This window comes from Saprospira grandis, assembly GCF_027594745.1.
Taxonomy (GTDB): domain Bacteria; phylum Bacteroidota; class Bacteroidia; order Chitinophagales; family Saprospiraceae; genus Saprospira; species Saprospira grandis.
In genome coordinates this window covers 543219-556968 of record NZ_CP110854.1, presented here as the reverse complement: position 1 = coordinate 556968, position 13750 = coordinate 543219, and the positions used below count along the sequence as shown (strand labels likewise).

Below are 13750 nucleotides of genomic sequence, written 5' to 3'. Positions count from 1 at the left end.
TTAGGCAATTTGTTTAAAATATTTTTCTTCTGTTGGACCATACAACAACTCCCAACCTTTTAGCAAAACTTGATAATAAAGAGCAATAAAGCGGTCGAGCAAAGCCAAGGGCTTTTGCAAAAGCCATAATTTTGGCGAAGAAGAAAGAATTTCCTCCTTTTTTTGCCCTTTTGTAGGCAAATCCTTTTGCGACTGCCCCTCTAATAGGCCCAAGCTAATGAGTTGCTCATAAATAAGGGCCAGTTCTGCAACTTCTTCCAAAATGCTTGTAGGTTGGCCCAAGGCCTTAAAAATGAGGAGAAACTCTGCAAAAATAAATTTTCTGCGGCCAATAAAATGGTCCAAACCCGCAGCGCGCAGGCGTTTGCGCAAGGTCGGATAAGAAATGCCGTAAAAAGCCTTGAGCATTTTTTTACTCAATTTATAATCCTGCATTTTTTCTTGAAGACTTATCATGGGGCTGTGTTTTTTTGTTGTTTCTAAAGTTAAGGCTAAAAAATGCTAATGTCAATAGACTGAGCAATAATTTTTTAGACAAAAAAGCGGCAGAAAAATCCATCTGATTTTTCTGCCGCTCGCTATTTGAAAGCCGCTAATTGAAAGGGTAAGAAATTATCCTTTATCTAATTCCGAGCATCGACGAAAATACATTTTCAAAAAAGGACTGAACCACCTCAGAAAGAACTTCATTGTTATGATCTTTTTCCCAATTTGGATTTTTTTCGTCTGAATTTGCATATCTAACTATGAGACGGCCATTATCGGCAATGAAAAATGATCTTAAGTTAATTTCATGGCTATGATTGGAGTAAGCAATAAATTGGAAGTCATTTATTTCTGCATTAAAAAAATTCAATTCAAGTGGAATTACGTTTGCTGTTGGTGGGAATTTTTTATTAGAGCGATAGAACCTAAACATTAGGGTAGTTACAATTCTATTTGTCTCGTTATTGTGAAAACGAATGGAAAAAAAGTTGGTACCTGCCGCTATTCCTTTTTCTCTGAGCTGCTGATATTTTTCAAATGTAATAGGAGGATATTCATAAAAGCTAACATAATAACTTTCTACGTTTTCATCAATTACATTTACAACTTGTTTGAACTCTAGTTTAATTTGATTCACCTTATTCAACCAAAGTTCAAATTGAGTCTTTCTTTTCGCCAGCTCCTGTTGAGTATCTTTATTACCAAGTCTTTTTGCCCAACCTTTTAGTCTATTTGACTCATCTCTTAGTCGAATATACTCTCCAAATAATTCAGTGCAGTTTTTGGTAACGACTTCAATTATTGGCTCATATTCTCCCTCATCAGCCAAACTTAATGCATTGTAATAGTCTGGTCTTTCGCTTCTTTTGATATTACAAATTGGAAATCCACTTTTGAGTAATATTAAATTTAGAAGTAATCTTGCCGTTCTACCATTTCCGTCTTTAAAGGGGTGGATTTTTACCATTTCATGATGAGCAATAGCAGCAACGATGATTGGATTTTCATCTTTATTGGCTTTAATCCAATCAAGTAAATCACGCATTTTTATTGGGACTTCAAAAGGTTCTGGGGGTCTGTGTTCTGAACCAGTTATAATCACACCAATATTTCTATAATTGCCAGGATCTAGAGTTGGGTCGTTGCCTATAATTAGACTGTGAAGTTGCTTGATGTAATTTTCAGTAATTTCTACATCTTGTTGTACTAATTCGTATAAAAAATCAAAGGCAATTCCAAGGTTTTTAACTTCAATACTATCCTTCAAGGGTTTCCCTCTGATATCGATCCCTTCTTTAAGAACTAATGAAGTTTCCTGTAATGTTAATCGGTTGCCCTCTATTCCTGAACTATGAAATATATGATGAGTTCTAAAATGTTCTCTTAGTTTTTCAAGAGCAATTTTATCTAAGGGCGATTGTCTAAATTCTTCAATTTCCCCAAGAAGGTTTTTTATTTCTTGATATAGGTCTGCTGAAAGGAGGTCTCTGCTTAATTCAATCATATTAGGTCGTGTTAAAAAATTTTTTAGCCAACTTGGTTTATAAACTGTTTGTAAGTATTTGCCTTTGGATTTACAGATTCAAAAGTTTAGCCTTTCGTTTTGAGCTTAAGCTTAATAAACTTTAAACTCGGGACTAACCTATTATTGTAAAAATAGAAAAAAGTCTACAGATAGACTGACTAATAATCTTTCAGACAAAAAAGCGGCAGAAAAATCCATCTGATTTTTCTGCCGCTCGCTATTTGAAAGCCGCTAATTGAAAGGGTAAAAAATTATCCTTTTTCTTTGGCCTCTTCTTCGGCTGCACGAGTCAAAATTTGATCAATTTGCTCGGGGTCTAAGCGTTTGTACAAGATATTTTTTTCTTGGTCCAACAAATAGACAAAAGGATTCACTTTTACATTATAAAGCTTTTTGGTCAAGGCCAAAGGATAAGCCTTATCGCTGGTGTTGATCCAGTTCATGCCCAATTCTTTGATCTTTTTCTTACAAGCATCTACATCATCAATGTTTTTGCTGCAAATCCCATAAATTTCAAAGCCTTTGTCTTTCCATTTTTCATAAACAGGGACCAATTTCTTAGAGTTTTTGCTACAGTTTCCGCAACTGGGGTCCCAAAAATAAACGGCCACAAAACGCTTTTTTAAACCATAAAGGCTAACGGGTAAGCCCGTTTTAATATTGGTCAGTTTAATGTCCTGCGCTTTTTCTCCACAAAGGCTATAACGCAAATCTTCAACATTTTCACAAATTTTCTCCAATTGTTCGGGGTCTACCCATTCTGGCTTTTCCGCCCCACAATAATATTTGCTTCCAATATGATAATAAACATTATCCATGCAAATTACTTTGCTGTTGGCGTAGCGATTGAGCAAATGCGCAGCCGCAAACTGATACATATCTTTGTCGCCAGCCTTAATAATATTGCTCAAAATAAAATCAACAGAAGCAATAACAGAGTCGGGATCCTGAACCGTCAATTTATCACAGTAAAAATCTAACTTTTGCTGAAAAACAGGGGTGCGAATCAAACGCATATCGCCAAAGTCAAAATTATCCCAATAATGTTTTTTGAAATAATAATAAGACTGTAGTCTGTCGCCAGCAATGGCTTCGGGCACCTCGGGCTGACGAGAAGCCAAAATTAACTTGGTCGATAAGTAGTTGGGCTGCTCCTTGATCATTTTTTCCTGATAAGCCGTTACTTCCCCATTCAATTTCTTCATTTTTTGCTCCAGCTCCTCTTTTTCGGCCTGCAATTTTGCCTTCTTGGGGCCCTGGCCCTGCATTTCGTCTAGCTCTTTTTGCAGTTCTTGCAAACGAGTCTGTAAGTTTCTGTTTTTTTCGGCCTGCTCAGACAAAAAATGCAGATAATTTACAAAGGCCATATTATCCTTAGAGCCTTTAATCTTGAGGTTTTTTACCCAATTTCCGCCTTCGTCCTTAGTTTCTAAGCTCAGTGTTTGTTCCTCATCAGAAGGGACCAAAAACTCGAAATAACTATTGGTCGGCTTGGTCAAAATTAAATACACTCCTTTTTCTAAGAGCGTATCTTTTTTAAACTCAAAATAACCCTGCGCATTGCGGCCAATAGCGGTATCTTTTACATAAGTTTTGTCTCCCAAACGATAGCCCAAAATACAGGTATCGTTCTTATAATTATTCAATTTTACCTTGATGTCATAGCCTTTTTGGGCCCAGAGTCCTTGCGCAAAACAAAACAAGGAAAAGGTCAATAAGCTGCGTGCAATCCAATTCATGTAAAGCATTTTATTTTTGATATAAATCTAAATACCGTCAACAAAACTAAGTTTTTTTAACTAAGTTTCTAGTTAAAGGCTATTTAAAACTGAAATTCGAAATTTACTGCCCTAAAGTTATTCAAAAGCTGGGCCAGCAAGAAAAAAACGAAGGCGGCTATTTTTTTGTCCATTTTGCGAGGGAATTATTTTTTTATTTTTTTTGGGGGCCTCAGCTGCGCTGCGCTTGCTGCGCTACGTTTCGCAGCTCGCAGGTCTGCTCGGCCCTGCGTTTTTTTTCGCTGCGCTCAAAAAAACTGGGTCTGGCCCTGCGGGCCACTGCTGCACATCGCTAGGCCAAAACGGCTTTTTTTGCGCTAGATTTATTTTTTGGGTCTTTTTTCCATTTTGCTCAACAAGAATGCTAAAACTCCCTTAAAGAAAGATCAGGTTTTAAAAAGAGGGGCTAAGTTCTTAGCTTCGCTGCAAGGCTTAGGAAATTGGTCCTTGGCCCGCAGGGCCAAAACGGCCTAGCGATGTGCAGCAGTGCGGCGCAGCCGCAGACCAAGCAAAAAACTTGTTTTTTTGCGCAGGGCCGAGCGAGTAGCGAGCTGCGCAACGTAGCGCAGCAAGGCGAAGCCGCAGCTGAGGCCCAAAAAAAACAGCGAGCTGCGCAACGACAACAAGGCCTTTAGGCCGCAGTTCGACGACCGAAGGGAGTAACCGCAGCAAGGCGAAGCCGCAGCTGAGGCCCCAAAACATCATCATCAAAAAAAATGTAGGAATATGAAACTAGAACACATTGGAATTGCCGTAAAAGATTTGGCAGCCAGCAACGAACTTTTTGCTAGCCTTTTGGGCCGAGCGCATTATAAAATTGAGGCCGTAGAATCGGAAGGGGTGAGCACCAGCTTTTTTATGGCTGGCGAGAGCAAAATTGAGCTTTTGGAGGCCAGCCGAGAAGATAGTCCCATTGCAAAATTTATTGAGAAAAGAGGAGAGGGGATTCATCATTTGGCCTTTGAAGTGGAAGATATTGAGGCCGAAATGAAGCGTTTGCAGGCAGAAGGTTATCGTTTGTTGAATGAAACCCCCAAACGCGGGGCCGATAACAAACTCATCTGTTTTTTGCATCCAAAGTCTAGCAATGGTGTTTTGGTAGAGCTTTGTCAAAGCATCAAGGACTAATGCCTGAAGATATTTATTTATACCTTTTGGCGGCTTTTGGAAGTTTGCTGGCGGGTTTTATCAATACTTTGGCCGGCAGTGGATCGGTCATTACGCTTTCTATTTTAATGTATGTGGTGGGTTTGCCAGCAAAAATTGCCAGTGCGACCATTCGATTTAGTATTTTGTCCATGTTGGGCTTTACCTTGCCCCATTATCAGCGGGCGGGAAAAATCAATTGGCGGCGCGACTGGTTGATGGTAGTTTCTACCGCTTTGGGCGGAATATGTGGAATTTTTCTCTTAATTTATGTCGATAATGCGGTCTTTAAGGACAGCATGAAGTACGTTTTTCTGGCCCTGCTGTTTATTGTCCTTTTTGATAGTAAACGTTGGCTCAAAGAGACGGATCCTCGCTCGCTTTCGCCTTTTTTAGTGGTGCCACTCTTTTTTTTGGTGGGCCTTTATGGAGGTTTTATCCAGATGGGCGTGGGTTTATTATTTTTGGTCGTCACGGTTTTGGGCGCGGGCTACAACATTATTGATGCGGGAGGCGTAAAATTGGCGGCTATTGCCAGTTATACTATTTTTGCGGTCCTACTTTTTGCCTATAGTGGGCTCATTCGCTGGGATTTTGCTTTGGCGATGAGTGTGGGCGAAATTGCGGGCGGGCAATTGGGCGCTCGCTTTGCGGTCAAGCACCCTAAAGCGGGACTTTGGGCGCATCGGATGTTAGTGGTCTTGCTAATTTCTGTAGTTGTCCGGGCTTTCTTCTTTTAGAACAGATGCTGAGATGTTTGGAAAAAACAACTGGTCGGATCGTTTGCAAAAGCGATTAACGGCCTACATAGATGAGCGCTTTGAGGAATACCGAGAGCGTTTGGCTGAGGATTTGGCGAGGGGAGTGGCTCAATTGGGTCAACTCCTCAGCCTTTTGGCGATTTTGTTGTTGGTGGGCCTCTTTTTGAGCCTCACCCTAACGTTATTTCTGGCCGCCTTGCTTTGGCCGCTTATGGGTGGCTGGGCCTTGGTGCTTGCTTTTGGCTTGATGGCTGCGGCCTTGAGTTATGGCGGCTACTACCTTTGGAAAAATCGGACAAAATTAGTGCACAGCCCCATTTTTGAGCAAATTCATCAGGCCTTATTGGGGGAAAGCAAGGAGGCAGAAAATCTTGAGATAGAAGATGAAATAGAGATAAAATTTCCTAGTCCATTAAGCGAAAACGAAGAAGATGAGCAAGAACGCAACGAACAATAATCCGCAGCCCTTGGCAGCAGTTCGCTTATATTCCTGGACCCATTGGGCCATTAGTAGTAGTTTGCTCTTGGCGATTTTGCTGCTAGTGGCCTATTTGCAACTAGAAGAAATTCTCTTTTTAAAAGGAGAGTTATTGCTGAGTTTGCCGGCTTTTACGGGTGTTTATCTAAGCTTGGCCAACTGGAATTTCATAAAAAAGTGGGCCTTAATTCTTTTGCCGATTTGGTTGGCGGTGGCTTTGGCCATTGGTTTATTAGGCATTTTGGGGGCCAAGATTTTCCTTTCGGAAGTAGAGCCTGGAGATTATTGGTGGATTGATTTTTTGGTCCAAATTCTTCCCGCTTTATTATCGGGCCATTGGCTGTACAACGGCTATAGCCAAATGAGTACAAAAGGCAGTTGGTTCATTTATTTGCTCCTTTTGTTTTGGTGTGTTTTGGGCAGCTTGCTCTTTTTTAGTGATAGCATCAACTTCTTTATTTTACAAGCGGTATACTTAGGCGGTTTGGGCAGTATTTTGCAATTGCTGCATCGTTTTGGAAAAGATAAATAGCGGCCATAGGGCCAAAAAAAAAGTGAGCTCAACAGAGCTCACTTTTTTTTTGCGATAGGAAAAACCTTAGAGGCTAACCGTTGCTTCTGGAGCAGCAGCTAGGATTTCCTCATTGGCTTGATCCTTAAATTTATCAAAGTTAGTAACAAACTTATTGGCCAAATCCTGCGCTTTCACATCATAAGCCGCTTTATCGGCCCAAGTGTTACGAGGATTCAAGATATCGGCAGGAACGCCGGGGCAGCTAGTGGGCATATGCAAACCAAAAACAGGCATCTCCTGATAGTCTACATCCGTCAATTGACCTTCCAATACCGCCGTGATCATCGCACGAGTATATTTTAGGGCAATGCGGCTACCGACACCATAAGGACCGGCAGACCAGCCCGTATTCACCAACCAGATGTTCACATTGTGCTTGCGCATGCGCTCGCCCAACATCTCGGCATACTGAGTAGGATGCAAGGGCAAGAAAGGAGCACCAAAACAAGCCGAGAAAGCACTTACGGGCTCATCGATACCTGCTTCTGTGCCGGCCACCTTAGCCGTGTAGCCAGAAATAAAGTGATACATGGCTTGGCCGGGCGTCAATTTAGACAAGGGAGGCAAAACGCCAAAAGCATCACAGGTAAGGAAGAAAATATTTTGGGGAATCCCGCCCTTAGAAGGTTCTAGGGCATTATCAATATGATGAATAGGATAAGAAACCCGAGTATTTTGCGTAATGCTGGTATCGGCAAAATCGGGGGTGCGACTATTGGGCAAAAACTCCATATTTTCGAGAATAGCCCCAAACTTAATCGCATTCCAAATCTGAGGTTCTTTTTCCTCACTCAAATCAATTGTTTTGGCATAACAGCCGCCTTCAAAATTGAAAACGCCTTCTTCTGACCAGCCGTGCTCATCGTCTCCGATAAGATTGCGCTTAGGATCAGCAGAAAGCGTAGTTTTACCTGTGCCCGAAAGGCCAAAGAAAACAGCAGTGTCGCCATCTTGGCCCACATTGGCCGAGCAGTGCATAGAAAGTACATTGCGCTCTTGGGGCAAAACATAATTGAGCACCGAGAAAATTCCTTTTTTAATCTCTCCAGTATAGCCTGTTCCCCCAATGATAATTGCCTTTTTGCTAAAGTTGATAATCGCAAAGTTTTCTTGGCGAGTACCGTCAACTTCAGGATTAGCCATAAAGCCAGGCGCACAGAGAATGGTCCATTCTGGATTTGCGTTTAGCAGTTCTTCTTCGCTAGGGCGCAAAAACATATTGTTGGCAAACATAGCCGACCAAGGCTTTTCTGCAATCAGACGCAAGTTTAGACGATAGTTATCATCGGCACAAGCATAAGCATCGCGGATGTAGAGGTCTTTGTCTGCAAAATATGCGGCAATTTTGTTGTAAAGCGCATCAAATTTTGCCGGCTCAAAGGGCATATTGATGCTGTTCCAATCTACGGTCTTCTCCGTAAGCTCATCTTGTACTACAAAGCGATCTTTGGGCGATCGACCTGTAAATTTGCCCGTTTTAATTCTGATTGCCCCTGTATCAGCCAGAACGCCTTCTCCAAGTTGGATCGTGTGCTCTACTAGTTCGGGAACAGGAAGGTTCCAGTAAGCAGTCGCAAAATTGCTTAGGCCATAATTGGCCAAGTCAGCCTTCGGGTTTTTAATTCCTACATGCTTCATTGCGTCGTTATTTTGATAGGTACAGCTGCACTTCTATTTGCTGTTTGCTAGAAAAGCAGCTGAAGATGAAAGATTTAGAGGCCGAAACCTCTGATTTTGAAATAAAAAAACGCCTACTCATATTTTTTTTTGCAGTAGGCGTAGTTGTTCTATATTAACGATGATTCGCTAGTTGATTATTGTTAATCGTCCGGCCAGGATAAAGTTTTAAGGCTTCTTCTAGACAATCTAGGGCCTTATTCAAATCCACCTCATTCAAAACGTAGGCAATCCGAACTTCTTGTTTGCCAAAGCCCAAAGTGGCATAAAAGCCAGAGCCAGGCGCTAGCATAACGGTCTCTCCATTTAGCTGAAAAGACTGTAATAACCACTGACAAAAGGTGTCTGTATCATCCACAGGGAGCTGGGCCAATAAATAAAAGGCACCGTTGGGCGTGGGGGCAATGACCCCCTCCATAGCTCTCAAACGAGCCAAAACCAATTGCCGACGCTTGTCGTACTCAATGCGGACCTGATCCAAATAATCCATATCGGCATCAATAAAGGCTTCGCCCATAATCTGCCCCAAAGTAGACGGACTCAAACGAGCCTGCGCAAATTTCATGGCCGTTTCCAATACCGCCTTGTTTCTAGTCACCATCAAGCCAATTCTAGCCCCACAAGCACTATAGCGCTTAGAAATAGAATCAAACATGATCGTATGCTCTTCCAATCCAGGAATCGCCAAAACCGACAAATGCTTGCGGCCATCATAACAGAAATCTCTATATACTTCATCCGAAAACAAATAGAGATCATATTTTTTGACCATTTCCCCCAAGGCCTCCAATTCAGCAGGGCTATACAAATAACCCGTGGGATTAGCCGGATTACAAATCAAAATCGCTTTGGTATGCGGCGTGATCAAGGCCTCAAAAGACTCAATCGGGGGCAAGGCAAAACCATCTTCAATACTAGAGGTAATTGGCCGAATGTTAATGCCCAAACTCTGCGCAAATCCATTGTAGTTGGCGTAAAAAGGCTCCGGCACAATAATCTCATCTCCCGCATCCAAACAAGCCATCATCCCAAACATCAAGGCCTCAGAACCTCCATTGGTCACAATGATATCGTTATGCGTAAGCTGAATCCCATAACGAGTATAAAATTCAACCAACTTGAGCCGATAAGACTCCATGCCCGCAGAATGACTATACTCCAAAACTTTCATATCAGCCTCCTTAATCGCATTCCAACCAATGTCTGGCGTTACAATATCAGGTTGCCCAATGTTCAAATGATAAACTTTTACCCCACGGTTTTTAGCCCTTGTCGCAAAGGGAACCAATTTCCGTATTGGCGAGGCCGGCGTATACTGACCTCTCTGTGAAATCGATGGCATAAGCGTAAAATTGTATTGTTGTTGTTGCTGTTGTTTTTCTTTTTTTGGGGCCTCCGCAGCAAGCTGCGGCGCTACGTTTCGGGGCTCGCTATTCGCTCGGCCCTTCGCCAGCTTTGCTGGCTCGGTCTGGCCCTGCGGGCCACCCCTTCACATCGCTAGGCCTGCGGCGGCTTCGCCGCCTGCTGTTCGCAGGAAATAGGACCACAAAAATAGAAAAAGGCTTGGGCTTTTGGGGCCTCTGCCTACTTTATTTAGCTCAATCTCCTGCTTTTTTTGACCAAAAGCCGACAAACATAGCCCAATTCCTTATTTAATAGCTACTTATGTAAAACGCCCCAACTTTAAGCAAAGTTGGAGCGCTTAGGCTAAAGAGTTCTTCTCTAAACAGCTACTAAAGTACTTTGTTGTGCTTTAGGGCCGCTCTTTCTCCCAATACTTCTTCTACATAATCAAAGGTAGATAGAATCTCAGGCTTTCCATTAACTACAGCCACATTATGCTCAAAATGAGCAGAAGGCTGCCCATCAATTGTAGAAATGGTCCAGTTATCTGCCAAGGTATGCACTTTATGCGTCCCCATGTTAATCATCGGCTCAATGGCAATCACCAAACCCTCTTTGATTTTTTTGCCATGCCCCTGACGGCCATAATTCGGAACCTGCGGGTCCTCATGCATTTTTTTGCCCAATCCATGCCCCACCAATTCGCGAACAACACCATAGCCTCTTTCTTCTGCCAAAGACTGAATCGCATGACCAATATCGCCAATGCGTTTGCCCTTGCAAGTTTGCTCAATGCCTCTATACAAACACTCCAAAGTAGTATCCAACAACCGCTGACGATCATCAGAGATGTCGCCTACGGGAAAAGTGTAGGCATGGTCTCCATAAAAACCATTCATCAGTACCCCACAGTCTACCGCAATGATGTCCCCATTTTCTAAAGGACGATCTGTAGGCAAACCATGCACTACCTGCTCATTTACAGAGGTCAATAAGGTGCTCGGACAACCATAAAGGCCCAAAAAGCCAGGTTTTCCACCATTATCACGGATAAAAGCCTCGGCCAATTGGTCCAAATGCTTAGGCGTTACCCCAGGCTTAATCTCACTGGCCAACATCCCTAAGGTCTTAGACACCAAAAGGGCACTTTTGCGGACCAATTCTATTTGTTCTTTCGTCTTATAAATAATCATAGCTGCGGATATATATTTTTGCTGCCCAAAGGTACAAATTTTTCTAGCGAACTAAACACTCTATATAAATTATGTCGCTAGCCTAGGCTCTAAGACCATAGCGCCGTTTTTGGCCCTGCATTTTTAGCAAGCCCCCATCCTGCTATATATTATAGCAAAGCAATAGCATTTGTTTAAAAAGGGCTGAGCAAAGCGACTAGGCATCCAAAAAATCAAAATAATTTTGCGTTTATAAGTAAAAGTTACTACTTTTGGGTAAACACAAAAACAAAGCGATGAAAGCATTAGCCATTTTTCTCTTATCCAGTTTATTTTTTGGTCACCTAAATCTATTACAGATGAACCAGCGAGAACTTTTTTTGGCAAAACAGCAGCAGTATCAAGAAGATACTGCCCTTTATGAAGAAACCCTGGCCCAATATCAAGAGCTCTATGCGCTTTATCAGGAGCTTCCTGCAGAGGACCCTGATCGCCCGAGCCTAAAGGCGGCTTTGCTCAAGACCAAAGAGGGCTTAAAAGCCTTTAAGCCGCAGCTCAAAACAGATAAGGCCAATTTGGAGCAGCTATTTTTGGCCCTTAAGGAAGAGGATATTCCGAAGGAGCAGTACAGAAAATTATTAGCAGACTTCTTTAAGGGGGCATCTAAAGTACTTAAATCAAGAATTGGTAAATCGCCTAAACTAAAGGAGAGTACGCCTCTGAGTATTTTTCAATCGCAATTAGCTCAATTCTTCAAACAGATTCCAGGTCCACTCAGTAAACAGCTCAATAAGGAGGTTAAAGCAATTCCGATTGATACCAATGTTGAAGACTTTCTAGCGGCCTTTTTGGCCATTTTAGAGAAATACAGCCAAGAAGATCAAATCAAGGCAAACTGGTTCAATACCTTTAGTATCAAAGAAGAGAATTTACTAAATAAAATTAGCTATCAGCAACTAGAAAGCATTTTGGACCAAGCCTTGGCCAAAGATGACTTTTTGACGGAGGAGGAGTTGGAGGAGAAGAAAGAGAGAGAAATAGAGGAAAAAAAAGAAGCAGACTCCACTTACCGAGAAGAACTGGCCAAGTTCCGTGAAACCTTAAAGGAAGGTAAATCTGAGCTTGTATTTGAACTCTTTAATCTGGGGGTAAAGCCTCTAGAAAAGGAAAGTGGATTAGAATATTGTATTTCTGCCAAAGAGTTGGTAGAACATTTAGGAAAGTTAAATACAGGACATCCTCTTGTTCGGGCAGAACTCATTAAACAATTGGCCGCTCAATTAGATAGTAGTAAGCATTACTCGATAGAAGAGTTAAAGACTAAAATTCTTAGTAGCCTGACAGTTTCTCCAACTTTTAGTGAAAATCTGTTTTGTCAAGAATTTTATGACGTAAAGAAACATCAGTTAATTAAAAAGGATCCTGTTAGCTCAGAGCTCTACCCCAATAATTGGGTCCGTAGTTGTTTTGATAAAGGATTACTAAGGACCCAAGTAGGTCGAGAAATCGCTATTGTACAGCTAAAAGAAAAAATCGAAGCTTGGTTTGAAAAACTACAGCCCAGTATAAAAGATCCTAATCTTAGAAATTACTGCCTAAACAAAAAGCGATGGAAGGCCAGTCTGAGCTATCTTTTTTCAGCATCCACAGCAACTGGGCTAAAAATGCCTCTTTTAGAAGATTATTTTTTAGCTAAAATGGATCAAATCGACCCCAAGGAAGATCATCTTTACATGAAAGATTTTGCCACAGAAGTTTGGGATGATTTTCTGGGCGATAAAGATTTTCAACGATTAGATCCTTTCCATAACTTATTAGCCGAAGAGATTAAGCAATTGGCAGATAGTGCGGTAGGGCTCTTATCGCCAGCCAAAGAATGGGAAAAAGCAATTCGAGCAAGTCGTTGTCAGGGCCCCAAACCACTGCTTTTAGAGCCTATAGATGCTGTTTACAACTTGGCCCAAATGCCTATAACATTTTCACTCCAAGGAGAAAAAGAACTTACTCACTTTGATAAAGTGACTATTGGTTTTCCACTAAAATATGAGTACGGTATAGCCCCTGGAGTACATAACAGCCTTCGGCAAGTTGCATTTCTCTCTTTTGATGAGAGCAAAAGCCCCATCATTGTAGGAGGGGCCAATATAGCCAATATGAAAATTCATAGCCTAAGATCAGATGCTGTTCGATGCCAAAGGAATGGAAACAGCATGGATAGCTATTGGGTATTTAGCGTTCGTGCCGAGATTGACTTATTCTCTATATTGGGGATAGATACCACTGCTTTATCGACGCTTAATGAGGATGACATTCCTTTTTATCTATTAGAAGAAATCCGCAAGTACTTTGGCTCTTCAGTAAGTATAGGACCAATATCTTTTGATATTAAGAATCCCGAAATAAAAATAGATTACTTGGCAAAAATGGAGGTCAAGTTAAGTTCTTATCCCAAAGGAATGGAAAGCCTGCTCCTCCAAAACGACTTAACAGGTCCTACTAAGTTCAATCCCATACCTAACTATGGGTTGAAAGTAAATGATGAACATAAAGTCAGCCTTTTTTGGGAACAACTGCCAAAAGTAAAAAAATAAAAGCCAGCAACCCCAAGCCCCAAACGGGAGCTTGGGGCTTGGGTCTTTTTATATAAGATTGCGCAGCAATACCGCTGTTGCTGTAGGTTTCAACCTACAGTCAAAAAGGGCCGAAGGCCCGCAGGCTGAGGGGCGGTAGCAGGGCCGCCGAAGGCGGCAGACCCAGCGGGCGCAGCCCGCGCAGGGCCGAGCAGACCTGCGAGCTGCGCAATGGCCCG

The 13750-nt window shown here is 42.0% G+C and carries 11 protein-coding genes; 5 read left to right on the top strand and 6 right to left on the bottom strand.

The features are described from left to right. From OP864_RS02035 to OP864_RS02025, 3 genes are all read right to left on the bottom strand, one after another. Nucleotides 1-456 (bottom strand): hypothetical protein, encoded by a 456-nt coding sequence (locus OP864_RS02035; RefSeq protein WP_270099644.1) that lies wholly within the window; start codon nucleotides 454-456, stop codon nucleotides 1-3. 163 nt (nucleotides 457-619) lie between these two features. After that, on the bottom strand, nucleotides 620-1990 hold the full coding sequence (locus OP864_RS02030; protein WP_270099643.1) for a Fic family protein: 1371 nt from the start codon (nucleotides 1988-1990) through the stop codon (nucleotides 620-622). Nucleotides 1991-2262: 272 nt separating this feature from the next. After that, entirely contained in the window at nucleotides 2263-3750 is a 1488-nt protein-coding gene (locus OP864_RS02025) for a DUF5106 domain-containing protein (protein ID WP_270099642.1), read from the bottom strand. Nucleotides 3751-4515: 765 nt separating this feature from the next. Between OP864_RS02025 and mce the strand changes: the two genes are divergently transcribed. From mce to OP864_RS02005, 4 genes are read left to right on the top strand one after another with little or no spacing between them, the layout of a single operon-like run. Then, nucleotides 4516-4917, top strand: coding sequence for a methylmalonyl-CoA epimerase (mce, locus tag OP864_RS02020; RefSeq protein ID WP_002660128.1), 402 nt, complete (start codon nucleotides 4516-4518; stop codon nucleotides 4915-4917). Then, nucleotides 4917-5675, top strand: coding sequence for a sulfite exporter TauE/SafE family protein (locus OP864_RS02015; protein WP_270099641.1), 759 nt, complete (start codon nucleotides 4917-4919; stop codon nucleotides 5673-5675). Before mce ends, OP864_RS02015 begins: the two co-directional genes overlap by 1 nt. A 13-nt stretch (nucleotides 5676-5688) precedes the next feature. Beyond that, nucleotides 5689-6153, top strand: a complete 465-nt coding sequence (locus OP864_RS02010; protein WP_270099640.1) for a hypothetical protein — start codon at nucleotides 5689-5691, stop codon at nucleotides 6151-6153. Next, complete coding sequence (locus tag OP864_RS02005; RefSeq protein WP_270099639.1) at nucleotides 6128-6706, top strand: hypothetical protein; 579 nt, start codon at nucleotides 6128-6130, stop codon at nucleotides 6704-6706. Before OP864_RS02010 ends, OP864_RS02005 begins: the two co-directional genes overlap by 26 nt. A gap of 66 nt (nucleotides 6707-6772) precedes the next feature. Here OP864_RS02005 and pckA read toward each other — a convergent pair whose 3' ends face one another. The 3 genes from pckA to map form a co-directional block, all read right to left on the bottom strand. Further along, entirely contained in the window at nucleotides 6773-8386 is a 1614-nt protein-coding gene (gene pckA / locus OP864_RS02000; RefSeq protein WP_014373535.1) for a phosphoenolpyruvate carboxykinase (ATP), read from the bottom strand. A gap of 154 nt (nucleotides 8387-8540) precedes the next feature. Then, nucleotides 8541-9767, bottom strand: a complete 1227-nt coding sequence (locus OP864_RS01995) for a pyridoxal phosphate-dependent aminotransferase (protein ID WP_270099638.1) — start codon at nucleotides 9765-9767, stop codon at nucleotides 8541-8543. A gap of 391 nt (nucleotides 9768-10158) precedes the next feature. Next, nucleotides 10159-10962, bottom strand: coding sequence for a type I methionyl aminopeptidase (map, locus tag OP864_RS01990; protein WP_014373531.1), 804 nt, complete (start codon nucleotides 10960-10962; stop codon nucleotides 10159-10161). Between the two features lie 275 nt (nucleotides 10963-11237). On the opposite strand from map, the gene OP864_RS01985 reads away from it, so the two are divergent. Then, on the top strand, nucleotides 11238-13532 hold the full coding sequence (locus OP864_RS01985) for a hypothetical protein (protein WP_270099637.1): 2295 nt from the start codon (nucleotides 11238-11240) through the stop codon (nucleotides 13530-13532). The last annotated feature ends 218 nt before the right edge of the window (nucleotides 13533-13750 follow it).

Coding starts and splice junctions, on each gene's coding strand:
- OP864_RS02025 (WP_270099642.1), bottom strand. CDS start 3,750: ATGAATTGGATTGCACGCAGCTTATTGACCTTTTCCTTGTTTTGTTTT.
- pckA (WP_014373535.1), bottom strand. CDS start 8,386: ATGAAGCATGTAGGAATTAAAAACCCGAAGGCTGACTTGGCCAATTAT.
- OP864_RS01995 (WP_270099638.1), bottom strand. CDS start 9,767: ATGCCATCGATTTCACAGAGAGGTCAGTATACGCCGGCCTCGCCAATA.
- OP864_RS02035 (WP_270099644.1), bottom strand. CDS start 456: ATGATAAGTCTTCAAGAAAAAATGCAGGATTATAAATTGAGTAAAAAA.
- mce (WP_002660128.1), top strand. CDS start 4,516: ATGAAACTAGAACACATTGGAATTGCCGTAAAAGATTTGGCAGCCAGC.
- OP864_RS02005 (WP_270099639.1), top strand. CDS start 6,128: ATGAGCAAGAACGCAACGAACAATAATCCGCAGCCCTTGGCAGCAGTT.
- OP864_RS02015 (WP_270099641.1), top strand. CDS start 4,917: ATGCCTGAAGATATTTATTTATACCTTTTGGCGGCTTTTGGAAGTTTG.
- OP864_RS02010 (WP_270099640.1), top strand. CDS start 5,689: ATGTTTGGAAAAAACAACTGGTCGGATCGTTTGCAAAAGCGATTAACG.
- map (WP_014373531.1), bottom strand. CDS start 10,962: ATGATTATTTATAAGACGAAAGAACAAATAGAATTGGTCCGCAAAAGT.
- OP864_RS01985 (WP_270099637.1), top strand. CDS start 11,238: ATGAAAGCATTAGCCATTTTTCTCTTATCCAGTTTATTTTTTGGTCAC.
- OP864_RS02030 (WP_270099643.1), bottom strand. CDS start 1,990: ATGATTGAATTAAGCAGAGACCTCCTTTCAGCAGACCTATATCAAGAA.